General features: G+C 67.4%; 22 protein-coding genes. 13 read left to right on the top strand and 9 right to left on the bottom strand.

Going from position 1 to position 25,409, the window contains the following annotated elements; translation table 11 throughout:
* Positions 1 to 28: 28 nt before the first annotated feature.
* The 8 genes from ACFQEY_RS12115 (at position 29) to ACFQEY_RS12080 (ending at position 8,904) form a co-directional block, all read left to right on the top strand.
* Complete coding sequence (locus tag ACFQEY_RS12115) at positions 29 to 1,093, top strand: succinylglutamate desuccinylase/aspartoacylase family protein (RefSeq protein ID WP_379768852.1); 1,065 nt, start codon at positions 29 to 31, stop codon at positions 1,091 to 1,093.
* A gap of 142 nt (positions 1,094 to 1,235) precedes the next feature.
* Positions 1,236 to 2,315 carry an ABC transporter ATP-binding protein gene (locus tag ACFQEY_RS12110; RefSeq protein WP_379768850.1) on the top strand — a complete coding sequence of 360 codons (1,080 nt, stop codon included), beginning with the start codon at positions 1,236 to 1,238 and terminating at the stop codon, positions 2,313 to 2,315.
* Positions 2,312 to 4,339, top strand: coding sequence for an ABC transporter permease family protein (locus ACFQEY_RS12105; RefSeq protein ID WP_379768848.1), 2,028 nt, complete (start codon positions 2,312 to 2,314; stop codon positions 4,337 to 4,339). Before ACFQEY_RS12110 ends, ACFQEY_RS12105 begins: the two co-directional genes overlap by 4 nt.
* Positions 4,332 to 5,378 (top strand): ABC transporter permease, encoded by a 1,047-nt coding sequence (locus tag ACFQEY_RS12100; protein WP_379768847.1) that lies wholly within the window; start codon positions 4,332 to 4,334, stop codon positions 5,376 to 5,378. The genes ACFQEY_RS12105 and ACFQEY_RS12100 overlap by 8 nt, the downstream gene beginning before the upstream one ends.
* Before the next feature lie 380 nt (positions 5,379 to 5,758).
* Positions 5,759 to 6,010, top strand: a complete 252-nt coding sequence (locus tag ACFQEY_RS12095) for a hypothetical protein (protein ID WP_379768845.1) — start codon at positions 5,759 to 5,761, stop codon at positions 6,008 to 6,010.
* Positions 6,011 to 6,181: 171 nt separating this feature from the next.
* Positions 6,182 to 6,610: an ArsR/SmtB family transcription factor gene (locus ACFQEY_RS12090; protein WP_379768843.1), complete on the top strand. Its 429-nt coding sequence runs from the start codon at positions 6,182 to 6,184 to the stop codon at positions 6,608 to 6,610.
* Positions 6,607 to 7,428: an arsenite methyltransferase gene (locus ACFQEY_RS12085; protein ID WP_379768841.1), complete on the top strand. Its 822-nt coding sequence runs from the start codon at positions 6,607 to 6,609 to the stop codon at positions 7,426 to 7,428. Before ACFQEY_RS12090 ends, ACFQEY_RS12085 begins: the two co-directional genes overlap by 4 nt.
* A gap of 912 nt (positions 7,429 to 8,340) precedes the next feature.
* The gene (locus tag ACFQEY_RS12080; RefSeq protein ID WP_379768839.1) at positions 8,341 to 8,904 is read left to right on the top strand and encodes an OsmC family protein; all 564 of its coding nucleotides are present in this window, start codon (positions 8,341 to 8,343) and stop codon (positions 8,902 to 8,904) included.
* A 100-nt stretch (positions 8,905 to 9,004) separates the two neighbouring features.
* Here the strand turns inward: ACFQEY_RS12080 and ilvD are convergent, their stop codons facing one another.
* Complete coding sequence (ilvD, locus tag ACFQEY_RS12075; protein WP_379768837.1) at positions 9,005 to 10,795, bottom strand: dihydroxy-acid dehydratase; 1,791 nt, start codon at positions 10,793 to 10,795, stop codon at positions 9,005 to 9,007.
* A 108-nt stretch (positions 10,796 to 10,903) separates the two neighbouring features.
* Here ilvD and ACFQEY_RS12070 point away from each other — a divergent pair, with 108 nt between their 5' ends.
* On the top strand, positions 10,904 to 11,398 hold the full coding sequence (locus ACFQEY_RS12070; protein WP_379768835.1) for an SHOCT domain-containing protein: 495 nt from the start codon (positions 10,904 to 10,906) through the stop codon (positions 11,396 to 11,398).
* Positions 11,399 to 11,472: 74 nt separating this feature from the next.
* On the opposite strand, the gene purQ is transcribed toward ACFQEY_RS12070, so the two are convergent.
* Together purQ and purS are read right to left on the bottom strand one after the other, a co-directional pair.
* Positions 11,473 to 12,150: a phosphoribosylformylglycinamidine synthase I gene (purQ, locus tag ACFQEY_RS12065; protein ID WP_379768833.1), complete on the bottom strand. Its 678-nt coding sequence runs from the start codon at positions 12,148 to 12,150 to the stop codon at positions 11,473 to 11,475.
* On the bottom strand, positions 12,147 to 12,398 hold the full coding sequence (purS, locus tag ACFQEY_RS12060) for a phosphoribosylformylglycinamidine synthase subunit PurS (RefSeq protein WP_379768831.1): 252 nt from the start codon (positions 12,396 to 12,398) through the stop codon (positions 12,147 to 12,149). Before purS ends, purQ begins: the two co-directional genes overlap by 4 nt.
* A gap of 199 nt (positions 12,399 to 12,597) precedes the next feature.
* On the opposite strand from purS, the gene ACFQEY_RS12055 reads away from it, so the two are divergent.
* Positions 12,598 to 13,578 (top strand): formyltetrahydrofolate deformylase, encoded by a 981-nt coding sequence (locus ACFQEY_RS12055; protein ID WP_379768829.1) that lies wholly within the window; start codon positions 12,598 to 12,600, stop codon positions 13,576 to 13,578.
* 24 nt (positions 13,579 to 13,602) lie between these two features.
* On the opposite strand, the gene ACFQEY_RS12050 is transcribed toward ACFQEY_RS12055, so the two are convergent.
* Positions 13,603 to 16,569 (bottom strand): ATP-dependent helicase, encoded by a 2,967-nt coding sequence (locus tag ACFQEY_RS12050; protein ID WP_379768827.1) that lies wholly within the window; start codon positions 16,567 to 16,569, stop codon positions 13,603 to 13,605.
* Between the two features lie 175 nt (positions 16,570 to 16,744).
* On the opposite strand from ACFQEY_RS12050, the gene cmk reads away from it, so the two are divergent.
* On the top strand, positions 16,745 to 17,359 hold the full coding sequence (gene cmk / locus ACFQEY_RS12045; RefSeq protein ID WP_379768825.1) for a (d)CMP kinase: 615 nt from the start codon (positions 16,745 to 16,747) through the stop codon (positions 17,357 to 17,359).
* Positions 17,360 to 17,932: 573 nt separating this feature from the next.
* Here the strand turns inward: cmk and ACFQEY_RS12040 are convergent.
* Together ACFQEY_RS12040 and ACFQEY_RS12035 are read right to left on the bottom strand one after the other, a co-directional pair.
* The gene (locus ACFQEY_RS12040; protein ID WP_379768823.1) at positions 17,933 to 19,066 is read right to left on the bottom strand and encodes a YncE family protein; all 1,134 of its coding nucleotides are present in this window, start codon (positions 19,064 to 19,066) and stop codon (positions 17,933 to 17,935) included.
* A complete protein-coding gene (locus ACFQEY_RS12035; RefSeq protein WP_379768822.1) occupies positions 19,063 to 20,358 on the bottom strand; it encodes a sulfurtransferase in 1,296 nt (431 codons plus the stop codon). Before ACFQEY_RS12035 ends, ACFQEY_RS12040 begins: the two co-directional genes overlap by 4 nt.
* A 155-nt stretch (positions 20,359 to 20,513) precedes the next feature.
* On the opposite strand from ACFQEY_RS12035, the gene ACFQEY_RS12030 reads away from it, so the two are divergent.
* Positions 20,514 to 21,722: a YeeE/YedE family protein gene (locus ACFQEY_RS12030; RefSeq protein WP_379768820.1), complete on the top strand. Its 1,209-nt coding sequence runs from the start codon at positions 20,514 to 20,516 to the stop codon at positions 21,720 to 21,722.
* A 35-nt stretch (positions 21,723 to 21,757) separates the two neighbouring features.
* Here the strand turns inward: ACFQEY_RS12030 and ACFQEY_RS12025 are convergent, their stop codons facing one another.
* The 3 genes from ACFQEY_RS12025 to ACFQEY_RS12015 all read right to left on the bottom strand — a co-directional run bounded on the left by ACFQEY_RS12025 (position 21,758) and on the right by ACFQEY_RS12015 (position 23,809).
* Positions 21,758 to 23,032 carry an MFS transporter gene (locus ACFQEY_RS12025; RefSeq protein WP_379768818.1) on the bottom strand — a complete coding sequence of 425 codons (1,275 nt, stop codon included), beginning with the start codon at positions 23,030 to 23,032 and terminating at the stop codon, positions 21,758 to 21,760.
* A gap of 139 nt (positions 23,033 to 23,171) precedes the next feature.
* Positions 23,172 to 23,507, bottom strand: coding sequence for a rhodanese-like domain-containing protein (locus ACFQEY_RS12020; protein ID WP_379768816.1), 336 nt, complete (start codon positions 23,505 to 23,507; stop codon positions 23,172 to 23,174).
* Between the two features lie 2 nt (positions 23,508 to 23,509).
* The gene (locus ACFQEY_RS12015) at positions 23,510 to 23,809 is read right to left on the bottom strand and encodes a sulfurtransferase TusA family protein (RefSeq protein WP_379768814.1); all 300 of its coding nucleotides are present in this window, start codon (positions 23,807 to 23,809) and stop codon (positions 23,510 to 23,512) included.
* A gap of 150 nt (positions 23,810 to 23,959) precedes the next feature.
* On the opposite strand from ACFQEY_RS12015, the gene ACFQEY_RS12010 reads away from it, so the two are divergent.
* The gene (locus tag ACFQEY_RS12010) at positions 23,960 to 24,979 is read left to right on the top strand and encodes a PLP-dependent cysteine synthase family protein (RefSeq protein WP_379768812.1); all 1,020 of its coding nucleotides are present in this window, start codon (positions 23,960 to 23,962) and stop codon (positions 24,977 to 24,979) included.
* Positions 24,980 to 25,409 lie beyond the last annotated feature (430 nt).

Genomic DNA, 25,409 nt, shown 5'->3' with positions numbered 1-25,409 from the left:
TTTTGTCCCCGTCCCGCGACACCCGGACATGAGCGACGCAGCCCCCGACCCGGAACCGTTCCGATACGACGCCGTGGTCGACCCGGGAGAGAAACGCCACGTCAGGTACGAGATCGGCGAGACGTACCTCGGCGACCCTATCGAGATCCCGGTGACGATCGTCAACGGCGAGGGAGGCGGCCCGAATCTGTTTTTAAGTGCCGGCATCCACGGGGACGAGCTCAACGGGGTCAAGGTGGTCCAAGAGGTCGCCGACCGCTACTCGCCCGCCGAGATCCACGGGACGCTCGTCTGTCTCCACGTCTGTAACGTCCCCGCGTACGAGGCGCAGCGGCGCGACACGCCGATCTACGACCAGGACATGAACCGGTCGTTCCCGGGGAAGGAGCGCGCGAACACCACCGAACGGATGGCGAACCGGATCTACCGACGGTTCGTCTCGCAGTGCGATCTCGGGCTCGATTTCCACACGTCGACGCGGAACCGGACGACTATCTACCACGCTCGGGCAGATCTCGAGAACCCGGGGGTTCGGCGGCTCGCAAGGGCATTCGCGACGAACGTCGTGTTGTACGGTGCCGGCGACGAGGGATCGCTGCGATCGACCGCAACGGCGGACGGGATCCCGACCGTCACCGTCGAGATGGGTCGAGCCCATCGGTTCCAGCCGGTGCTCGTCGAAAAGGCGTTAGAGGGCGTCGAGAGCGTCCTCGCCGAGTACGAGCTCACACCCGGGGATCCGGTCCACTGGCCGGGATGGTTCCAGTCGACCGCCGCGGACAGCACGAAGCGCTGGCTCCGCGCCGACACCGGCGGCCTCGTGGAGATGGAGTGGGGTCCGTACCCGCTCGTCTACGAGGGCGAGACCATCTGCACGATCACCAACCACTTCAAGACCGAGGAGCACGCGGTCGAAGCGCCCTTCGACGGGCTGATCCTCGGCTCGCTCGAGAATCCGGTCGCCGCGCCCGGTCACCCGCTCTGTCACATCGTTCAGTTGGACGAGGAGACGCGCAGAGAGATAGAACGCGAGATCACCGGTGGCGAGTTCGACGGCTACCGCGCCCACGGAGACGCGTGGGCCGACGATTAAGGACCCGTTCGGTTGGTCGACGATTAAGGACCCGTTCGGTTGGTCGACGACTGAGGTCCCGCTCGACCCCCGTCCGCCCCGCGTTCTCGCCGCTGATAGGTGCGGGGGTGGGTTTAACTCGGCGGCGGTCGGACCGCTCTCCATGATCGAGGTGGCGGGGCTGTCCAAGACGTACGGCGACTTCGCCGCCGTCGTCGACAGCACCTTCTCCGTCGACGAGGGCGAGGTGTTCGGCATCGTCGGACCGAACGGGGCCGGGAAGACGACGACCCTGAAGGTGATCGCCGGACTCGTCGACCCCACGGACGGCGACGTCGAAGTCGCCGGGTTCCCGTCAGACGACCCCGAGATGCGGCGGCGGCTCGGCTTCCTCCCCGAGGAGTCTCCGCTGTACGAGGAGATGACCCCGATTTCGTACCTGAAGTTCTTCGCGGACCTCTACGACGTGCCGGCCGACGTCGCCGACGAGCGTATCGAGGCCACGCTCGACCGACTCGAACTCGACCACCGGGACCGCCGGCTCGGCGACATGTCGAAGGGGATGAAACGCAAGGTCGCCATCGCCCGGTCGCTCGTCAACGACCCGGACGTCCTCGTGTACGACGAGCCGGCGTCGGGGCTCGACCCGGTGACGACGAACTCGGTGCTGGAGTTCACGCGCGAGCTTCGGGCAACGGGGAAGACGGTCGTGTTCTCCGCGCACAACCTCTACCACGTCGAGTCGGTCTGCGACCGCGTCGTGGTGATGAACGAGGGACGGATCGTCGCCCGCGGCAGCGTCGACGGGATCCGCGAGCGACACGGCGAGACGAGCTACCGCGTGTTCACCGACGTCGCGCCCGCCGACGCCGAGGCGCTTTCGGACCTCGGCGTTGCGACCGAGGAGGTCGGCGACCGCTTCCGGACCGCGGTTCCGACGATGGACGCCGTCGAGGCCGTCCGCGAGGCCGCGGCGGCGGCGGGCGGCGAAGTCGTCGACATCCGCACGCGAGAGCCGAGCCTGGAGGACGTGTTTCTCGACATCGTCGGACGGCCGATGCCCGGACGGTACACCGGAGACGTCGCGGCCGCAGTCGACTCGGAGGCCGCGAGCGATTCGGAGACTGCGGGAGACGCGGAGACTACGAGCGACTCGAAGACTGCGGGAGGCGCGGGGACTACGAGCGACTCGAAGACTGCGGGAGGCGCGGGGACTACGAGCGACTCGGGGGCCGCGGAGTGATCGAACGGCTCCGGCGGATACTCCGCGTCGCACGCTGGGAGGTCGCCCGCGCGAGCGGCGGCGTCGACCGCCGGACCCTGCTCGCAACGGTCGCGCTCCTCCTCGTCGCGGGCGGCGTGGTCGGCGGCGGGGTCGCGACCGGTGCGGTCGGCCTCGACGTCGATCGGGACGTCTACCGGGTCGCCGTCGACGACGGCTCTCCGTACGCGGACGCCGTCGAGGGCGCGCCCGCTCTCATCCAGGTTCCGATCGATCAGGCGTCGCTGGGTTCCTCGGCCGATCTCGTCGTGTTCGACGCCAAGTTCGGTGGCGACGCGGGCGGGGACGGTGCGACCGGAAGCGAAGGAGGCGAAGCGGTCGTCGTCGCGACCCGCGCCAGCGACACGCGAAAGGGCGAGGCCGCGGCCGCCGAGTTCCGCGCGGCCGTCGAGGCGCACAACGAGCGCCTCATGGCCGCGGAGGAGAACGAGACCGCCGCGTTTCCACTCACCGTCACGCTCCGGTACGTCGGCCGGACGAACGGGATCGACGACGGAGCCACGCTCGGCGGGACGGGCGGCGGCAGCGACGGGAGCAACGGGGGAGGAGACGGGACTGACGGGGGTGACGGCGGTGCCACGACCAGCGACGGGGGTGGTGACGGATCCGGGGGCGACGAAATCGACGGGGGCGGTGACGGTGTTTTCGGCGGGGGAGCGGCGGACGGAGACGGAACGACGGACGGAGACGGAACGACGAACGGAGACGGAACGACGAACGGAGACGGCGACTTCGCGGTCCCCTCCGTCGGCGGCGGGGCGTTCGGTGCCGACACGGTCGGTTCGCCGGGGTCCATCGCGCCACCGTTCCCGTTCGTCTCGCTGCTCCTGGCGTTCGTCTTCCTCGTGCCGATGAACTTCCTCATCCAGGCGTACGGCTCCTCCATCCTCGACGAACGGACGAACCGGCGGGGTGAGCCGCTCCTCGTCACGCCGCTCTCGCCGGTCGATATCGTCGCCGGAAAGACGCTCCCGTACGTCGCGGCCGCGGCGCTCGTCACCACCGTCATCGCGGCCGCGGTCGGCGGCGGGGCGCTCTCGGTCGTCGCCGTGCTCCCGGTCGCGTTGACCTTCCTCGCGGCCACCTTCGTCGGCGCGATGTTCGCGCGGTCGTTCAAGGAACTCACCTTCGTCACGGTCGGCGTGAGCGTCCTCCTCACGACGTACGCGTTCGTTCCCGCCATCTTCACGAACGTCACGCCCGTGGCGCTCGTGTCGCCGCTCACGCTCGTCGTCTTCGACCTGCAGGGAGAGGCGGTCTCGGCGGGCGAGGTCCTCTTCTCGACCACTCCCATGGCCCTCGGGGCCGCGCTCCTGTTCGGACTGGGGCTCGGCGTCTACCGTGAGGAGGACATGTTCACCCAGAAGCCGGTGGCGCGGAAGTTCCTCGACGCGCTCGCGGTGCGGCTCTCGGCGATCGACGACGCCGCGTTCGGCGAGATTCTCACCAAGAATCGCGTCCGCGCGCTGGGATCGATCGCCTTTCTCACGGCCTGTACCGTTCCCTTCGTGTTCGTCGCGGAGCTCCTCGCGGTGGCGCTGCTGTTCGCGCTCCCCGTGACCGTGTCCATCCCGGTCCTGCTCGTGATGATCGCGTTCATCGAAGAGGTCGCGAAGAGCGTCCACCTCTACGCCGGGTTCGAGCGCGGCGTCTTCGCCCGGACGGACCGTGTCGCGGTCGCGGTCGGGATCGCCTCCGGTGCGGGATTTTTCCTGGCCGAGAAGGCCACCGCGGTCGTACAGGCCGTCGGGCTCACGGAGCTGTTCGTCGGACGGGCGGCCTTCGGAAGCGTCGCCGGCGTGGAGGGGCTCCCGACGGCGGTGTTGCTGGCGCTGCTTTTCGCGCCCCTGCTCCTCCACGGGTTCGCGACGACCGTCGCCGCGGTGGGCGCGAGCCGGGACCGAACGTCCTACGTCCTGACGCTCGCGCTGGCGACGCTGATCCACGCCGCGTACAACGTCGCGGTGGTGAGCGTCCATGGGTAGCCGGCTCACGATCGCCGGCCGAGAGCTGGCGGGGCTGCGCGCGGAGAAGACGATCCTGCTGGCGATCGGGATCCAGCTGTTCATCGCGGCGTTCTCGTCGTTCCTCGTCGTCGGGCTCGTCTCGATGTACGATCCCGGCGCGCTCGACGGCGCGGAGATCGAAGTCGCGGCCGCGGGCGACGCGGTGGACGACCTCGAACGCGCCGCCGCCGAGGTCGACGGGACATCGGTCACCCGGTACGAGGACGTCGGCGCGGCCAGGTCGGCGTTCGACCGGAACGCCGCCGACGCGATCGTGGTCGTGAACCGAGACGACGGCGGCGGCATATCGGCGGTGGTGACGGCTCCGGACGCCACCGTGGAGACGACGGTGATCGTCGTGCAGCTCCGCGAACTGTTGCGCACCTACGAGCTGAACGAGCGCGGCGAGCGGGCCGACTTCCTGGACGAGTCGCCGCTACCCCTTCCCGAGCGCACCGGCTCCAGCCCGTACTTCACGTTCACGTACACCGTGTTGATCCCGGTGTTGGTGTTCCTCCCCGTGTTCATCTCGGGATCGCTCGTCGTCGATTCGGTAACGGAGGAGATTGACCGGGGGACCCTCGAACTGCTCCGAGTCGCTCCCGTAACGCTCGGGGAGATCATTGACGGGAAGGCGATGGCGGCCGTCGCGATCGCTCCCGGACAGGCCCTCCTCTGGCTGCTGTTGCTCCGCGCGAACGGGACGCCCGTGGCCAACGTCCCCTCGATTCTGGTCCTGATGACCGCCCTCACCGCGCTGGTCGTCGCGCTCGCGGTCGCCATCGCGGCGCTCGCTCCCGACCGCCGAGCCGCCCAGTTCCTCTATTCCGTCGGCGTCCTCGTCCTCTTCGGTGGTGCCACGGCGATGGCCGGCGGCCCGGCGAACGCCGTCGCGCGGCTCGCGATCGACAGTGTCGACGCGACGACCACCGCGCTCGTCGTCGCGTACACAGGGATCGCTGTGGTCGCGTACGCCGGCGTGCGACATCTCGTCGCCGCGAACGGGTTCGAGGACTAACCGAGGGACGATCGATGTCTGGTGTGGGTGTTGCACGCGGGTGTGGGCGTTGTAAGCGGGTATGGGCGTTGTACGCGGGTGGTACGGTTGGGTACTGTCGCCAGAATCCGAAGGATTCTGGCTGCTAGCCGGACGGAGTCAGACTGCCAGAGGCCACGTTCAGCTATAACAAGCCGTCCTGTAACGCTCGCTCGTTTACATACAGTGTCGTCGGTGGGGGTCTGGAGCGCATACGCTCGTATTCGATCGCCGCTGTTTCACTACCGATTGCGGATGTGTCGACCTCGTTTGAACACCTTATATCCGTATTACGTCCTGATCCACGTCCGTAGTAACTATACGGAGTATTGAAGTGGTATGTCCAAGAATAACGGTATAAGATGGCAAAATCGAACGCATACACCGTCATTTCCGAGCAGAACGATCACGATTGCACCACCGTTCGTGCACATCCGCGCAACGAGACGTACCACATCGTCGACTACGCCGACGACGACGCCCGGGAGCGCGTCGCCGACCTTCCGGTCGGCTCGGTGGTGCGGCTCGAACTGTCGCGCGCCGGTCGCCGGAGCAACGTCTGGCGGGCCGAGTCCGTGCGAACCGCTCAAACCGACGGCGGCACGTCCCTGTAGATCCGCGTCGTCGACTCGACCCGTCGCATCGTTCGATTTTCGCGCTTCCGTCTCGATACGCAGTCCCCGTTCCCCCCGCTTCGCCGCTCGGTTTCTTCTCTCTCCCTCTTCTCGACAGTCTTGCGATCGCAATGATTATATTAGTATACGCTTATATTAGTGATATCTAAAATGGTTGGAAACATATCGAGCGGCGAATCGTCCGAAGGGTCGGCGGCAGCCTCCGGGTGCTGTACGGTCGCAACGCATCCGCTGACCGACCGCGACCTCGCGACGGACGTGGAGACGCTCGCGGCGGTCGGCAGCGAGACGCGGTACGAGGCGCTCCGGCTCGTCGCGGCGTCCGAGGGCGGCACCTGTGGCTGCGAGCTGGAGCCAGCGCTCGGCGTGAGCCAGGGAGCGGTCAGTCAGGCCCTCTCGCGCCTCTACGACGCCGGGCTCCTCACGCGGCGCAAGGAGGGCCGGTGGCGGTACTACGACGCGACCGCGCGGGCCGAACGACTGCTGGCCGTCCTCGATGCGACGCGATCGACCGCCGAGACGCGAGGGATCGACGAGACGCGATCGACCGACGATACCGCGGAGGGCTCCCGATCGTGACCGACGACGTCAGCGCGGATGGGTGCGAAATCGACGCGGCCGAGCAGCGACGCGCCGTTCGCGAGCGGTACAGCGGTATCGCGACTGAGAGACCGTCGTCATCGTGTTGCGGCGACGACGCACCCGACGCGGGAGCGGACCCCGACGGCGAGTCGCGCCGACTCGGCTACGGCGAGGACGACGTCGATGCCGTCGCGTCCGGAGCGAACCTCGGACTCGGCTGCGGTAACCCCACGGCGATCGCTGGGCTCGAAGCCGGTGAGACGGTTCTCGATCTGGGTTCCGGCGGGGGATTCGACTGCTTCCTCGCGGCCCGGGAGGTCGGACCGGACGGCCGCGTCATCGGCGTCGACATGACCCCCGAGATGGTTGAACGGGCCCGTGAGAACGTCGAGAAGAACGGCACGGACGCCGTCGAGTTCCGCCTCGGAGAGATCGAACATCTCCCGGTCGCGGACGGGTCAGTCGACGTGATCATCTCGAACTGCGTGATCAACCTCTCGCCGCGGAAGCCGCAGGTGTTTCGCGAGGCGTTCCGCGTCCTCCGTCCCGGCGGGCGACTCGCCGTTTCCGACGTCGTCCGGACCGCACCGTTCCCACCCGACGTGCGGCTCGACCCCGCGTCCGTGGCCGGCTGCGTCGCCGGCGCGTCGACGATCGCGGAGGTCGAGTCGATGTTGGAGGACGCAGGGTTCACGGAGATCGCTATCGACCCGAAAGACGAGAGCGAGGAGTTTATCCGCGATTGGGACGACGACCGCGACGTGAGCGAGTACGTCGTCTCCGCGACGATCGAGGCGCGAAGGCCGCGGTCGTGAACAAGGCCCTCCGGACGCGACTCCGGCGCGAGAACGCCCGATGACGGATATTTATAAATAGAGAGTCGGTGGCGCGCCTCCGAGCGGCCGATAGGCCGCGAGGAGCCCGCGAGGGAGCCCGCGGCCGCTTATAAGCGGCCGCGGTGAGGTTGGGGAGGCGTGAGGCTGCGGTGCGGCGTGGTTCGGGGTGGGGCTCAATGGGGCAGTCGCCGGCGGCTCTGCCACCGGCTGCCAGAGGCGCTCCGCGCCTCGCTGCCGCGAGGCCGGCACAGGCGTTCACGAGAGCGGAGCTCTCGTGAGCCAATCAGAACGCTTTGCGTTCTGATGACGACACAAGCAGGGAGGGACAGGAGGTCCCTCTTGAAGCCGGCGCGCAGCGCCGGCGACACCGCAACGACGGAGCGAACGAAGTGAGCGACCGAGTGAGGAGCGTGGTTCGAGAGAGCAAGCTCTCTCGTCATCGCCGGAAATCAACGATTTCCGGCTAGCAGTCAGAACGCTTTGCGTTCTGACGACATCCCGAAAATCTCCGATTTTCGGGCGACAGCAAGCGTGCGCCCGCCTTGCGGCTGGGGCTTTGTAAGTGTTCACCGCGCTGTCGACAATCATTTATAAGCAATCAACGCCACACACTGAGCGATTCACCGCGCCGTCAACAATATATAAACAGCCGCCAGCAATACCTCTCATTCACTTATAAACGACCACATCTCCGAATTGACATACCTACTCCGGCTATCAATCAAGAAGTGTCATGCTACAACTGGCTGTTTCGGACGAAATGTGTCCGTAAGATGAGATTTAAATGAATCCAACACGGCGCATATTCATCACAGAAAATCACGCAAGAAAATAGCATCTGCTAATATGGCTTTATTCTCTTTGCCGTCCTACGTCTGCTGGTGCTCCGAAATGGCAACTACCGAACGACAGGCAGTGAACGGTGTCGACGTCGCTGCGCTTGAAGGCGCAGTCGAAACGATCAGCGAGGATTCCGAAGTCGGGATGTTCACGTTCCGGGCCGAGACCGAGTGGGAGGACGCGCTCAAGTCCGTGACGACGATAGACGAATTCGACCAGGCGGGCGAGACGATTCACACGCGCGAGTTCACACTTCAGGGGGACGAGCCCGAACAGATCCTCGGCGAGCGCACGGGACCGAATGCCGTCGAACTCCTACTCGGCGCACTCGGATCGTGCCTGAGCGTCGGCTACGCGGCGAACGCGGCTCACATGGGGATCGAAATCGACGATCTCCGCTTCGAGATGGAGGGCGACGTGGATCTCCGTGGCTTCCTCGGCATCTCCGAGGACGTCCGTCCCGGCTACGAGTCGATCACCTGCACGGTCTACGTCGACGCCGACGCTTCCGAGGCCGAACTAGCCGAACTGCGGGAGCACGTCGAAAAGACCTCTCCGCTCGTGGACGCGATCACGAACGAGGTTCCGCTCGAAACCCGTCTCGTTTCCGAGTGACCACCTTTCTTTCCGAGTTACCACTCTTTCTTTTTTGCGTCCGTGCTGTGATTATGCAGACCGTATGCAGACTGGGATATATAAACGCAGTCGCCGCCGTCTACAGGTCTCGCGTGAGCCGCGGGTTCGTCACCGCGCCGTCGGCCGCCGAGGCGAAGTCGCGGGCGTACTTCGCGAGGATCCCGCCCTCGTACTGCGGCTCCGGCGCGTCCCACGCGTCGCGACGCGCGGCCAACTCTTCCTTGGAGAGGTCGATCGAGAGGTCGCGCTCCGGGATGTCCACGGTGACCTGGTCGCCGTCCTCGATGAGGCCGATCGGGCCGCCGACGGCCGCCTCGGGGGCGACGTGACCGATCATCGGGCCGCGCGTCGCACCCGAGAACCGCCCGTCAGTCAGGAGGGCGACGTCGTCCTCGTGGCCCGCGCCGACCACGGCGGCGGTGACTCCGAGCATCTCGCGCATTCCCGGTCCGCCGGTCGGACCCTCGTTGTGGATCACGAGCACGTCGCCGGAGTCGATCTCGCCGCTCTGGACGTACTCCATCGCGTCCTCCTCGTTCTCGAACACGCGGGCGGGCCCCTCGTGGTAGAACGCGTCCTCGCCCGTCACCTTGAGCACCGCGCCGTCGGGCGCGAGGTTCCCCTTGAGGATCTTGATCGCGCCCTCCGCCTGTTTGGGCTCCTCGATCGTGTAGAGGAAATCGGTCTCGATCGCGTCGTCGTCGGGAAGCTCGCCGCTGGCCTCCAGCTCCTCGAGTTCCTCGGCGAGGGTGCGTCCGGTGACGGTCATCGCGTCGCCGTGGAGCAGGTCGGCCTCCAGCAGTCGGCGGAGCACGACCGGAACGCCGCCGACTTCGTGGAGATCGTTCATCACGCGGCTCCCGCCGGGCTGGAGGTCGGCGATCTTCGGCGTGCGCCGCGAGATTTCGTCGAAATCCTCGATCGAGAGGTCGACGTCGGCCTCGCCCGCGAGCGCGAGCAGGTGGAGGACCCCGTTCGTCGAGCCGCCGATCGCGGTCTGAAGTGCGATCGCGTTCTCGAAGGACTTCCGCGAGAGGATGTCGGAGGGGCGGCGGTCGTTCTCGATACAGTCCAAGACGAGCTCGCCGGCGCGCTCCGCCACGTCGTAGCGCTCGGAATCCTCCGCGGGCGCGGAGGCGGAGCCGAGCGGGGCCATCCCGAGCGCCTCGGAGATGGACGCCATCGTGTTCGCGGTGAACATCCCGCCGCAGGAGCCCGCGCCGGGACAGGCGTGGCGTTCGAGCTCGTCGAGTTCCTCGCCGCTCATGTCGCCTTCGGCGTACGCGCCGACGCCCTCGAACACCTGCACGATGGTCACGTCGCGGCCGTCGTGCTGACCGGGCATGATCGACCCGCCGTAGAGGAACACAGAGGGGAGGTCGGTTCGGATCGAGGCCATCAGCATGCCGGGGAGGTTCTTGTCGCAGCCGCCGATCGTCACCAGCGCGTCCATGCGCTCGCCGAAGGAGACGAGCTCGACCGAATCGGCGATGACCTCCCGAGAGATGAGGCTCGCCTTCATTCCCTCTGTTCCCATCGAGATGGCGTCGGAGATGGTGATCGTGCCGAACTCGATCGGCATGCCGCCCGCACCGTCGATGCCGTCGATCGCCGCGTCGGCGACGTCGTCGAGGTGGACGTTACACGGGGTGATGTCGGCAGCCGGGTTCGGTACGCCGACGATCGGCGAGGAGAGATCCTCGTCGTCGAACCCCATCGCTCGGAACATCGAGCGGTGGGGCGCGCGCTCCGCGCCCTCCGTCACGTCCCTGCTGCGCAGGTCGTCGTCCTTCTCGCCCGCGAACCGGTCCGCGTCGCCGCGCCCCCCGGAGGCCGCTTCCTCGTCGGGTCGCGATTGCTGCTCGCTCATACTCGTCCCTCTCGCTCGGGGGTCTTAAACGAACGCACCGGAACAAGTTACTCCGGATCGGCGGGAATCCGCGGCGCGTATTTGAGCGTGGCCGGCGAATAGTTGCGTATGACCGATGAGACTGCCGACGAAGTTGGGAAGACGGGGAGACTGTCCGCCCGCGCCGTCGATGCCCACTCGGCGAGCGGCCTCGTCGGGGTGGCCGGTGGCGTGGGAGGAGTGAACAGGATGGGCGGTATGGCCGGCGGAATGGAGGGAATGGGCGGACTAAGCGGAATGGGTGGGATGGGGATGGTGATGTTTCCACTGCTGATATTCACCGTCGCCGTCGTTCTGGTGCTCGCGTACGTCGCCGTTCGACGGCTCTCGGCAGACGACGCCGAGCATGGGGCGACCGAGACGTCGGCGACCACCGCGGAGGACCCGATCGAGCGCCTCAAGCGACGGTACACCGAAGGAAACCTCTCCGAGGCGGAATTCGAACGAGCGCTGGATCGGAAACTGGCTGCCGAGACGATGCAGAGCGATAGCGACGGCGTCGCCGCCGGAGACGGGGACGAGCGAACGCCGATACAGCAATCGGAACGAGCAACGGAGCGCTGACCGGGTCGCGTCGAGAGTACGTGGGAAGCCGATGAAGCCGATATCACCGAGACCGCGGGACGCCTTCGAGACCGTCAGGCGAACGCCTGCAGAATACCCGCACCGTCCGTACTCCGACCCAGGTCGGGGAGCGTGGCGCGCTCGGGGTGGGGCATTAGGACGGCGACCGACTCGCGCTCGCCCAGCACGCCGGCGACGTTGTCGGTGGAGCCGTTCGGATTCGCTGCGTCGGTGACGTCGCCGTCGGCGTCGCAGTAGCGGAAGAGGACGCGGTCGTCGGCGACGAGGTCGGTGTGGGCCTCCTCGCTTATCTCGAAGCGCCCCTCGCCGTGCGCGATCGGAACCTCGATGACGTCTCCTTCGTCGTAGGCGGCCGTCCACGGGGTGTCCGCACGTTCTACTCGGAGATGGACCAGTTCGCACTGGAAGCGCGCGGAGGCGTTCGTGGTGAACGCGCCGGGCGTGAGCCCCGACTCCGAGCCGATCTGCGCGCCGTTGCAGACGCCGATCACGGGGACGTCGTCCTCGGCGGCCTCCCGAACCTCGTTCATGATCGGGTCGCGAGCGGCCATCGCGCCGGCGCGAAGGTAGTCGCCGTAGGAGAACCCGCCGGGGAGGACGATCCCGTCGGTGGCGGCCGGAAGTCCGTCCTCGTGCCAGATACGCTCGGCGTCGATCCCGAGGAAATTCAGCGCGCGGACCGCGTCGCGGTCGCAGTTCGAGCCGCCGAACTCCACCACCGCGACCGTCATCGCTCCGCGACCGCGACGTCGTAGTCGTGGATCGTGGGATTCGCGAGCAGCCGCTCGGCCATCTCGTCGGCGCGGTCGGCGGCCTCGTCGGCGTCCGCCGCGTCCACGTCGATCTCGAACCGATCGGCCGACCGCAGGTCCGACAGCTCGAACCCGAGCCGTTCGAGAGCCCGCTGGGTCGTCTCGGCCTCCGGATCGAGGACGCCCCGCTTCAGTCGGACCGTCACCGTCGCGGTGTATGCCGTCATGTCCGGTAGTGCGGAGTCGTGTGTAAAAACCGTTTTGGAACGCCTCGTATATTCATGTTCGTGGATATCTTTCGGCCCAGTGAGGAGAGTTGTGGAGAGTTGTGGAGATTTCGCTAGCGATCGGAACGAAAGGGGCAAACCCCTCCGTGTACTCACTAAAGTGTATGCAGCCGCTCGAACCCGCGGAGGTGATCGTCGCATGACCCGCGAACTGACCGAGATCACGGTCGTCGGAGGAGACAAGACCGGACTCATCGCGCGGGTCACTTCCCTGCTGTTCGAGCGGGGAATCAACATCGAGGACTTGGACCAGGCGGTCCGCGGGGGCGTCTTCCGGATGACGACTCGCGTCGACGCGTCGGACCTCGAGACCTCTCGGGGGGAGCTCCGTCGCGCGCTCGCCGAGCTCGGCCGCGAGCTCGACGTCGACATTCAGGTTCGCTTCCCGAGCGACCGCGACGCTCGCCGAATCGCGCTGCTCGTCACGAAGGAGACGCACGCGCCGGAGGCCCTGCTGGAGGCCGAGGCCAACGGAGAACTGGCCGACGACGGCGAGGCGGAGATTCCCGTCGTCATCGGCAACCGCGGCGACCTCCGGACGCTCGCGGAACGCTACGACAAGCCCTTCTACGACGTGGGCGACGGCAGCGGCAACACCGACGAGGGCCGTCTGCTCGATCTGTTGGCCGAGTACGACGTGGATCTCATCGCGTTGGCGCGGTACATGCGAATCCTCTCGCCGGAGGTCGTCTTCCGCTACGAGGGTCGGATCCTCAACGTCCACCCCTCCCTCTTGCCGGCGTTCCCCGGCGCGGAGGCGTACCGGCAGGCGAAGGACGCGGGCGTCCGCATCGCCGGCGTCACCGCGCACTACGTGACGACGGACCTCGATCAGGGGCCGATCATCGCCCAGCGCGCGTTCGATGTGCCGGCGGACGCAGACGTCGCCGAGATCAAGCGGCGCGGCCAGCCGCTGGAAGCGGAGGTGCTGCTCGACGCGGTTCGACTCCACCTCGCCGACGGGATCGCGATCCACCGCGGCACGGTCCACGTCCGCGAGGACGCGAGCGCGAACGCGCAGCTCGGGCTCTCCGCGGAGGCGATCGACGCGAACCCGGACGAGCCGATCGACGGCGAGTCGCTGTCGCGGTCGGAGACGCCGGTGGCCGGAAGCGATTGATCGGCGCGGCGAAACTTCGAGAAATTACTCGTTTGAGTAGCCGCCGCGCTCGTCCGATTCGATGGCGTCCCTCACGTGCGCGTGGTACGCCCGGAGTGCAGCGGATTCGTCCGCTTCGAGAACGGTATCGGAATCCACGAGCGTCGCGAGTCCGAACGCCAGCGGCGTCGGCGAATCGACCGCGTGGTCGACGACGTCGAGGTCGCCGTCGGCGATGCGGGAGGCGACCGCGCGGATCCCCGCGAGATCGAGCCTGTCCTCCAACAGCTCGCGGTACGTCTCCTCCGTCACCGCGAACCCGTCGAGGTCGCTCGCGAACGGGAGGAGCATCTCGGCGGACACCTGCTGTTCGGCGGCGGACTTCTCGTACCCCTTGTACCGCTTCAAGATCAGTAGCGAACGCGCGGCGTCGATCCGGAAGTAGCGCTGCAGCAGGTCGGTTCCCCGTACCGCCGCGCGGAGGTCCTCGCGGACCGTCTCGGGGTCGAGATCGCGGAGGATCCCCGCCACGTCGACCGCCCGGTTCAGCGGGAGCGAGAGGCTGAACCCGCGATCTGCGACGGCGACGGCGGGGGTCGCGTCGACCCGGCGCGCACACTCGGCGGCGACGAGCCGAGAGAGGCCGTCGTTGAACCGACGACCGTAGGTCGAGTGGACGTGGAACCGACGCTTGTACGCCTCGCGGTCCAGCTCCTCCTCGACGACGAGTCGCGACGGGGTCGGAACGCTCTCTATCCCCGCGAACGCCACCTGCTCGTCGTAGATTCGCGCGATCGCGCGGACGGAGTTCTCGTCGAGTGGGAGGTCTCGAAGCCGCGCGCGGACCGCCGGCGGGCCGCCGTGCTCCAGCCGGTCGAGCAGGTCCGCCTGAAACGCGAGGACCTCACTCGCGAGGTCGGACGAGAGCGGGAGTCGCTCGGCGTACCACGACGGAACCGTCGGGCGCTCGTCCGTCCGGTCCGCGTACACCTTGGACCCTCGGCGGTACCGGAAGGCGAACCGCTCGCCGCCGAGCGCGAACACGTCGCCCGGGTCGAGCGTGTCGAGGTAGGTCTCGTCGAGCGCGCCGACCCGCTCGTCGTCGCGGGTGAACACCGCACAGCTGAACGAGTCGGGGATCGTGCCGACGTTCGTCATGTAGATGACTCGCGCGAGCCGACCGCGCTTCCCGACGAGCGTCTCGCCGACGGGGTGCTCCTCGCGGTGATGCTCCCCGTCCGGGGGATCGTTGTCGTCGCGCCAGATCTTCGGGTAGACGTGTCGCTCCTCCAGCCCGTCGTAGTCCGACGTGAGGTATCGAACCAGCCGCTCGTAGTCGTCCCCGTCGAAGTCGCGGTACGGGTGGGCGCGTCGGAGGGTTTCGCGGACCTCCCGATCCGGACGAACCCGGTTGATCGCCATCCCGTACACGTGCTGTGCGGCGACGTCGTACGCGCCCTCGGGCGGGAACACCCGATCGACGAACCTCTCCTCGGCGCGGGCGAGCATCGCCGCGCACTCCGCCAGCTCGTCGCGGTCGAGCGCGAACACCCGCCCCTCGACCGTCTCGCCGGGGCTGTGGCCCGCGCGCCCGACGCGCTGGAGCAGTGCCGCGACCGACTTGGGCGACCCCACCTGCACGACGAGGTCGAGGTGCGGCATGTCGATGCCGAGTTCGAGGCTCGTCGAGGTCGTGACCACGGACAGGTCCCCCGCCTTCAGCCCCTCCTCCACCCGCGTGCGCTGCCCCTCGCCGAGGCTCCCGTGGTGGCAGCCGGAGCTCGACTCGTCGTAGTCGAACCGCTCGCGGAGTTCCTGGAGGGTGCGTTCGGCCCCCGAGCGGGAGTTCGTGAACACCAGCGTGTTCTCGTGCGCACCGATGAGTTCGTGAAGCGCGTCGTAAAAGCGGTCCGTGACGACCTCGCGGGGGGTGTTGATGAGGTCGGCCGCCGGCGTGCGGAGTTCGAGGTCGAACTCCCGTCCGAAGCGCGCGTCGACCACCTCGCACGGCCGGGGCTCGAAGCCGTCGAAATCGCCGACGTCGCCGGCGGCGCGCTCGCGCCCCGCGAGGAACTCGGCAACCTCGTCGAGCGGTTCGACCGTCGCCGAGCAGCCGATCCGCGTCGGTGAGCCGTCCGCGAGTTCGGTCAGCCGCTCCAGCGATACCGCGAGATGGGTCCCGCGTTTGTTCGCCGCCAGCGAGTGGATCTCGTCGACGATCACGTACTCGACCGTGCGGAGCTTCTCCTTGAACTTCGGCGAGTTGAGCAGGATCGCCAGCGTCTCCGGCGTGGTGTTGAGCACGTGCGGCGGCTTCGCCAGCATCTTCCGCCGGGCCGCCTCGCTCGTGTCGCCGTGTCGGATCGCCTGCCGAACGTCGGGGGCGTCGGTCGGGGCGCAGGAGTCGGTCGCGTTTGTCGCGTCGAGGTCGGCGTTGCGGTCGGCGTCGCGGTCGGCGTCCGTCAGTTCCTCGGCGATCCCGTCGATGGGGTTCTGGAGATTTCGGTTCACGTCGTTCGCGAGGGACTTCAGCGGGGAGACGTACAGGCAGTACACGGAGTCGTCCAGGGTTCCGGCACGCTCCCGTGCGAAGAGGTCGTCGAGGACGGCGGTGAAGGAGGCGAGGGTCTTTCCGCTGCCGGTGGGTGCGGCGACGAGGCAGTTCCGTCCCTCGTGGACGTGCGGTATCGTCTCACGCTGCGGCGGCGTGAAGAATCCGCCGTTCTCGCCGACGTACGCGCCGAACTCGTCGACCCACCAGCGGCGAACAGGGGGCGAGAGGCGGTCGAGCACGTCGGCGTCGGGCAGGGGGATCGTCTCGGGATCGAAGTCGACGGACGGGGCGTCGTCACCGGACTGCGTCCGGCTGTCACCGGGCGAAGCCCGGTTGCCCGAGGGACTGTGTCCCTCGCTGCCAGAGGCGTGTTGCGCCTCGCTGTCACCGGCGAGACACTCCACGAGGAGTCGACGCGCCGACGGGCGTTTCTCGCCCCGCTCCGTGAGTTCGTTCACGGTGGTACACGTGAGCGCCGGAGGCATAGCCGTTGTGTCGGATCGGGTGCGTGTCGACCGTCGCTCACCAGCCGCACCGCGCGAACCGGTCCGGTCGTACGGGTCGCGAATCGCCCCGGTCGTGCGGGTCGCGAACCGGCCCGTTTATCCGGGATCCGACCGTGGCCGCGCATGTATGAGTGGAACCTCGGCGGCGACGGACCGCGAAATCGACCGGAACCTCTTCATCACCGTCTCGGGTCCGCCGGGCTGCGGCGCGACGACGCTGGTCGAGGAGATGGCTGCGGCGCTCGACTGCGGCTACGTTTCCGGCGGCGAGCTGTTCCGTGAGATCGCTGCCGAGCGGGACATGAGTCTCTCGCAGCTGATCGCGAAGACCGGCGAATCCGAGGAGATCGATCGCGCGCTCGACCGCCGGCTCCGCCGGATCGCAGAGAAGTGGGGGACCGCGAACAAGGCGTTCGTGCTCGAATCGCGGCTCGCCGGGTGGATCGCCGGCAACCGAGCGGACATCCGCCTCTGGCTCGACGCCCCCGACCAGGTCCGCGCCGATAGGACGCTCGACCGCGAGGAGATGACCTCAGAGATGCAGGTGCGCGAGGTGATAGAGGAGCAGCGATATCAATCGTACTACGGAATCGACCTGTCCGACCGCTCCATCTACGACCTCGCGATCAACACCGGCCGCTGGGACGCCGAGGCGACGCTGGATCTGGCGCTCACGGCGATCGAGGGGTACGACATCGAATCCGACGAAGGGGCGTTCGACACACCGGATTTCGAGATTTAACTCCGCCGCTGACCGACGACGGTTCCGACATATTCGGCTCTGTTGAAATCCTCAGCAGGTGATCTATGTTGCCCTGATTACGGTCAATACAGAAACAGCAGCGACCGAGTACGGGGGTAAGGATCGCAGACTGCCGCCGGCAACGTGGTATTTAAACGGATAAAAGCGGCAACGACGATCACTTATAAATAGAAAGTCGGTGGCGCGCCTCCGAGCGGCCGGTAGGCCGCGAGGAGCCCGCGAGGGACGCCGCGAGCGCCTTTATAAGGCGCGAAGCGGCGAGGCTGGGGAGGCGTGAGGTGCGGGGCGGTTGCGGTGCGGGGTGGGACTCAAAGGGGCAGCCGTGAGGCGGGCGCAGGCGACGTAAGCACCGCAAAGAGCGAGTGAAACGAGCGATTGAGGAGCACAGCGAGCGTGCGTCCGCCTCGCGGCTGGGGCTTTGGAGGTGTTTACCGCGCCAGCAACGATATATAAATAGCTGCCAGCAATACCACTCTCGACCTTATAAACGACCACTTTTCCGAATCGACATACCTACTCCCGGTGTCAATCACGCACGGTCGTCGGCTCTACTTAAACGATCGCTGTGCCGAACGGGTACGCAGGCGTCTCCACCGTCCAGACGGTCCCAGACTCGACGTCGACGAGCGACAGTAGATCGTCGTCGTAGTGCGAGACGACGAGTCGAGCCGGACGGTCCCCGGGGTCGACGCGAGTCGCGACCAACCCGGGTGCGGGCGTCTCGATCGCCTCGCCGCCGAGCGAGCGAAGTCGAGCAGCGCCCGCGTCGAGTACCCACCGATCGCTGCCGAGTTCGAACAGGTCGACGGGGCGAGAGAATCCGTCGTGAATCGCGACCCGCTCCAGATCCGGGTCGAACTCGTGGACCGTTCCGTCATCGCGCCCCGGGACGAAGACGCGATCTGCGGTCGCGACGAGGTCGTACGGATCGGCACCGACTGGGGCGTCGGCGACGACCGCATCGGTGGCGGGGGACCCGGCGTCTCTCGTGCCGTCTTCCGCGGCATCACCCCCTCCGCCTCGGCCTCGGCCGGTATCGAACGCGACGACGCGCGCGCCGCGCTGGTCGACGGCGTAGCCGCGACTTCCGTCGGGCGCGATCGCGACGCCCTGCACCCGGGCGTTCGCGCCGATCGGTATCGACCCGATCCGCTCGCGAGCCGCCGGATCCACGACGTCGACGACGCCGTCCCGGCGACTGCCCGCGTAGAGCCGACGCCCGTCTGTCGAGACCGCGACCTCGTGGGGCTCCGCGCCGACTCCGATCCGGTCGAGGAGCGTCAGGCGCTCCGGATCGATGACGGCGAGCGCGTCCCCGGCGGAACAGGAGATGAACAGGTCGCCGTTCGCGACCGCGAAGTGCGACGGGCCGAGGACGCCGGTTTCGATCCGGACGACCTCCCCGTCGGGGGCGACCGCGGTGACCGCGCGCTCACCCATGGTCGCGACGAACGTCCCCCCGCGGTGTGCCGTCGCGTGAACAGGGTGGCTCCCGACTGGGACTTCGCCGAGCGGTTCGCCGGTGTCGAGGGCGAACAGCGCGAGGACGTTCGCCCCCTCGCAGGGGACGGCGACGACTCGGCCTCCGGGCGGCGTGGGGCTGTCGCCGACACGGTCTTTGGACGGAGTGGGGCTGTCGCCGACGCGGTTTCCGGACGGCGTGGGGCCGCCGTCGTCCGCGGTCATCCCGTACAGGAGAAGTCGCCGCCGCCGTCGTCTCCACCCACGCTTCCCTCCGTCTCGATCACGACGTTCGTGGCGGTTTCGACCGGGTAGCGGCCGCGGTCCCCGTCGACGTTCGCCCACTCGCCGAAGCCGCCCTCGTACAGCCGGACGTCCTCGAAGCCGATCGCGTTCAGCGTCAGCCAGGTCGACGTCGCGTCGACGTTGTCGTCGCCGTAGACGACGACCGTGCCCGCACGGTCGAGCTCGGCCTCCGCCTCGTACAGCCGAACGAGCTGCCCAGCCTCCGTCATCCGACGGCCCGCGACGTTGCCGACCCAGTGGACATCGATCGCGCCCGGGAGGTGACCGTGTCGGTCGTGGTCCGAACCTGGCGAGTCCACTCCGGGTGCGCCGAGATACGCCTCGGGCACGCGAACGTCGACGAGCCCAGGTCCGTCGCCGTTGAACGTTCCGACGCGGTCGGCGAGCCACTCGCGGGTGACCCACGCGGACTCCGCGGGGTCGGCCTCGTAGGCCACGGGCGAGACGCGGTCCCGCGACCCCGTGCCGAGCCGTCCGTTCCAGCCGTCGAGGCCGCCGTTGAGCACCCGTATTTCTCCCGCGTGGCCGATCGCGGAGAGCGCGAAGGCGACGCGGGTGACCCGAGAACCGACGCTCGTGCCGTAGACGACGACGTCGTCGTCGGGAGCCACGCCGACCTCGCCGAACGCGGCTGCGATCACGTCGACGTCGGGTATCAGGCCGTTGTCGGTCGATTCCCGTCGCGTGATCGCGTCGAACGGGACGCGCCGCGCGCCGTATATTCTCTCTCGGCGGAATAGCTCTTCGTCGCGGGCGTCGAGGACGACCGCACCGTCGCGGTTGTCCGCCAGCCAGCCGGGGCCGACGAAGTGCTCGACGTTTCCGGACACCTCGTACTGTGCAGCGGTGTCGGCCGGGGTCGAGACGGCGAGACAGCCGGCCGTACTCGCCGCGCCGACAGCGGTCGCGCCGGCCGCGGCTCGCAGCAGGCCGCGCCGGGTGGAACTGGCGGAGGTGGCGCTGTCGGAAGCGGAGGTGGCGTTGTCGGCGGCAGCCGTGGCGTCGTCGGGAGCGGAGGTGGCGTTGTCGGAAGCGGAGGTGGCGTTGTCGGAAGCGGAGGTGGCGTTGTCGGCGGCAGCCGTGACGTCGTCGGGAGCGGAGGTGGCGTCGGCGGCGGTGGAATGACTCCTCCGTTCATCGATCGCCAAATCGCCCTCCGTCGACGGACGCGGAGCCCCGCCCGTCGTTTCGTCTCCACGATCGTCGCTCATACGGCCACGACGCGGGTCACGGCTAAAGGGCCCGCGAACGCCCCCTTCGTTGCCCCGTGTGACGACTACCGGAAGGTATTGCTACTTCCTCTGACCGGAGGGGTCAGTTACCGTCTTCAGCGGCTCTTTACGTCCCGAAGCGATGATATCGGGTAATGCCACTGTCGCCCGTCGCCTACGTCGGCGTCTCTATCGCGGTCGGGTTGTCGTTCGGCGTCCTGCTACAGAAGGCGCGGTTCTGTTTCGTCAGCGCCTTCCGCGACTTCGTCGCGTTCAAGGACACCCGCGTGCTGAAGGGATTGCTCGCCGGTATCGCCGTGATGACTGTGTTCTGGAGCCTGCAGGCGACGTTCGGCTACTTCCGCGGATTCTGGACGCCGGCGTGGGGGTTGGGGTCGCTGTTCGGCGGCTTCGTCTTCGGGCTCGGGATGACCCTCGCGGGCGGCTGTGCCTCCGGGACGCTCTATCGCGCCGGGCAGGGATACCTCCAGTTCTGGCTCGTACTCCTATTCATGTTCGTCGGCTACGTCCTCTTCGCGTTCGCGTTCCCCGTCGCGGAGACGTACTACTTCGCGACCCTGAACCCGTTCGAAGGGCGGACGCTGTATCTCTCGCTGCCGTTCTCGCCGGCGGTCACCGGGGTCGTCGCCGTCGCGGTCGGGACGCTCGCGTACGCCTTCGTAAAGGGGCGGAGTCAGCTCCCGGACGACCCGTCCGGTGGCTCCGGCGTCACCGCCGACGCGAGGGCGCAGGCGGCGATCGGAGGTTCGCAGGCCCTCTCGGCCGTCTCGGCCGGACTGCGCGGGATCGCCGACGGCACGGTCGAATACGTTCGCGCGCTCGTCACCGACGACCGACCGCTGACGGTCCGGCTCCGCGACTCGTGGGACGCGCGGACGGCCGGCGTCGCGATGGCGCTCGTCGCGAGCCTCTGGTTCTACGTCCACGGGCACTGGGCTATCACCGGCAGCGAGGCGCGCTGGGCGGGATACCTGCTGGCGGGAGCCGGGTTCGACGTCGCGAGCGTGGACTACTGGGGCTCCGTGCTCTTCCGCGACGGGAACATCTCGCTGACCATCGACATGGTGATGATCGCGTCGCTCGTCGTCGGCTCCTTTATCGCCGCGTACGCCTCCGGTGACTTCCGGATCCGGAAGCCGAAGCGCAACCGCGTGCCGAATTACGCCGTCGGCGGACTCTTGATGGGCGTCGGATCGCGGCTCGCCGCCGGCTGCAACATCGCGAACCTCTTTTCGGGCGTCGCGCTGCTGTCCGTCCATTCCTTTTTGGCCGGGGCGGGGATCATTTTCGGCGTCTACGTGATGACCCACTACATGTACCGCGAGGTCGGCTGCGCGATCTGAGCGAATGCCCCGCGCTCCGCGGCCCGCCGGCCTCGTCACGTTCGACGTCTGAGCGCGAACCAGATCGCACAGCAACACCCGATCGCAACGGCGAGCGTCGTGGTACCGAACGCCACCCGGTATCCGAAGTCCGTGTACACCACCGTCCCGGCGACGACTTCGCCGGTTCGGTACCGATCGAGCACGAGTCCCATCAGCGGGGGAAACGCGGCTCCTCCGAAGAACCCGGCACCGTTGACCGTCGCGGTCGCGACCCCGCTCGCGGCGGGCGGGTACCGTTCTTTAATGACCGGCAGCGCCAGCATGGTGACTCCGAGGCTCGCGCCGATCACGAAGAATATCGCCGCGACGAGCGGTAGCGGCGGAGCCCCCAGTACGGGGATGACGCCGATTGCGACCGTGAAAAGACCGAGACCGACGATCAACGGGAGTAACCGTCGGCCGAGAGAGTCGGAGAGCCATCCGACGCCAGGTCCGCCGGCGAGCATCCCGATCGCACCGATCAGCGTGAAGTACGACGCCGTGATGACGTCGAGGTCGTGGACCACGACGAGGTACGGCACGCCCCAGAGCCCGATCACCGTCAGGATGGTTCCCATCGCCGAGAAGAACACGACGGAGAGGAGCCACTGATCCGGATCGCCCAGTAACGAGCGCAGATATCCGGCGGTGTCGTCCAGCGTCACCGACGGCTGTTCGGGGACGTTTTCGATCGAGTCAAGCTCGGCATCGGTCGGTGAGCGACGGACGAACGCCCACACACACCCCGCCGAGACGAATCCGAACGCCGCGAACGAGAGCACGGTCGGCCGCCATCCGACTCGATCGATCGCGATCGCCAACGGCGTCGTCGCGATGATCGCACCGAGACCGGCCATGCCGGCCGTCAGCCCGGTCATCGTTCCGAACTCGTCGGTGCGGAACCAGTTCGCACAAAAGCGGATCGTCGAGATGAAGATGACGCCGCTCCCGAGGCCAATCGTGGTTCGGAAGAGAAACGCCGAGAGGTACTCCTCGCTCAGGGCGAATCCGACCGCTCCGAGGCTGAGTACGACCGCGCCGCCGGCACCAACCACCCGCGCGCCGTACCGATCGGCGAGGACGCCTGTCGGAATCTGTACGACCGCGTAGACGACGAAGAACGACGCGTGAAGCGTCCCCAACTGGGTGGCCGTGACGCCGAATGCCGCGGTCAGCTCCTCGGAGAGGACGGCGGTCGACAGCCGGTGCACGTTCACGAGCAGAAAGACGGCGATCAGCGAAGTCCACGCCACCCAGCGTCGCTTCGTCGGATCCGACAGGAGATCCATGGCCGATCTGTTCGAGTGGAGTATAAATAATCTCGCACGCGGTTGGTGGACGTCGTCAGTACGACCCGCTCACCAAGCGGTCATCCAGTCCCGAACGGACTTCTACACTCGAACGGCCGTTCAGTCCCGAACGTCCCTCTTACCTATCCGCGACTGCGCCCGTCTCCAGTTCGAAGTCCCACTCCTCGTAGCCGCCGGCCATGCTGGCGACGAGCACATTCTCCTCGACGCCCTCGTAGCTTTTGATCAGCATCGCGGCCTGCTTCGACGACTGACCGACCGGGCACGCGCACACGACGTCGGTGTCGTCCCAGTCGATGTCCGGAACGCGCGAGGGGAGATCGCCGAGCGGCACGTTGATCGCGCCCGGGATGTGGCCCTGTTCGTACTGTATCGGCGGTCGCGTGTCGATGACGCGGAGGTCGCCGTCCTGGACCCGCTCGTTGACTTCCTCTGGGGTGAGTTCCTCGACCATGATTACTCCTTGCGCAGGAAGATCCGGTAGCGACCGTCGCCCGACTTCCACACCTTCGCGGTCGCGTCGTCGCCGACCGCCTTCGGCACGTTCTCCGTGCTCGGCACGTGGTCCGTCTTCTGGACGAGCACGTCGCCGTCGGAGAGGCCCGTGATGGACTTCTTCGCTTCGACCTGCGGGTACGGGCAGACTTCGCCCGTCATGTCCTGTACCTCGGTCGCGTCCTCCAGTAGCGCCTGTGCCGTCTCGTCGTCGAGCTCGTCGGGCATCTCGACGACGTCGTCCCACGATGGTTGGCTCATGTGACTTGATAGGTCCACGGACGGGTAACCGCTTTCGTGACCGGCAGGCTTCTCCCGTATCTCGGACGATCAATCGCGGCGCGTGACCGCGATAACTGTCGAGACCGCCGTTTCCGTCGGACTCTTATCGGGGAGCGATCTACGGACCCCATGAGCGAGTACGTCGTCGACGAGTCGACGATCTTCGAGACGCCCCTCGTGGAGGTTGACCTTGGCCTAGACGCCGACGCGGACGTGTACGCGAAAGCCGAGTGGTTCAACCTCTACGACGCCCCGCACGGCGGGGGATCCGTCAAGTCTCGGATCGCGAAGGGGATGCTGGACGCGGCGGAACGGCACGGCGATCTCGAACCCGGCGTTACCGTGATCGAGCCGACCTCGGGGAACACCGGCAGCGAGGTGGCCAGGCTCGCGAGCGCTCGCGGGTACGACGTCGAAATCGTGATGCCCGATAACGCAGCCGGCGGAAAGGTCGACGCGGTCCGCGACGCGAGTGCCGAGATCCACTTCGTCGACGCCAACCTGGGCTACGACGCGGTCATCGAGCGCTGCGAGGAGATCATCGCCGCCGACCCGGACGGCTACTTCCGACCGAATCAGTACGAGAACCCGGATAATCCGGGGACCCACGAGCGGACGACCGCTCGGGAGATCCACGAGGCGACCGGCGGCGAGGTGACCCACTTCGTCGCGGGCGTCGGCACCGGCGGAACGATCACCGGAACGGGACGCGGACTGAACGAACTGACCGACGGAGCCGTCGAGATCATCGGATTCGAGCCGGACGAGCCGCTTCACGCCATCGACGGCCTCAAATATCTCAAGACGGGCGACCACTACCACCCCGACACGTACGACGAGTCGGTCCTCGACCGGACGGCGTACGTGACGACCTCGGACGCGTACGACCGGGCGCGCGACCTTCGCGAGCGGTACCTCGATCGAGAGATACCGATCGTCGACCCCGGCCAGCACGACGAGGCGACGGTCCGCGACCACCTTCGGGTCGACGACCAGTTCGTCGTGGGCACGTCTTCGGGCGGCGGCGCTGCCGCGGTTGCGGGGCTCGACGACGCCGGCGACCTCGCGGACGACGACGTGGTCGTGTTCATGCTGTGCGACCGCGGCGACAAGTACGCGGACATCCCGTTGTGGGAAGATTACTTATGAATGCCGACGGTCCCGTTGAAATCCTCAATACGTGTCACATCCTGCCTTGTGTACGGTCAATACAGGAAGCGTGGTGAGCGATTACGGGAGTAGGTATTGCAGACCGCCGTCGGCGATGTAGTATTTATTGGGGCGAGCGTGGCAGCGACGATTGCTTATAACTGATCGAGGCGGTTGGCGTCGCCGGACTACGTCCGGCTTCAAGCGAGAGCTTCGCTCTCGCCCTGCGCCTCTGAGCGGCCGATAGGCCGCAAGGTGCCCGCGAGGGAGCCCGTGGCCGCTTATAAGCGGCCGCGGCAGCGAGGCGCGGAGCGCCTCTGGCAGCCGGCGGCGGAGCCGCCGGCGACGAGGCTGGGGAGGTGTGAGGTGCGGTTCGGTGCGGTGCGGGGTGGGGCTCAAAGGGGCAGTCGCGAGGACGAAGTACGGTGAC

Origin of the sequence: Halorubrum trueperi (genome assembly GCF_042662525.1) — an archaeon.
Classification (GTDB): domain Archaea; phylum Halobacteriota; class Halobacteria; order Halobacteriales; family Haloferacaceae; genus Halorubrum; species Halorubrum trueperi.
Note: the sequence above shows the minus strand (reverse complement) of the source record. Positions and strands in the feature narration are given on the sequence as shown.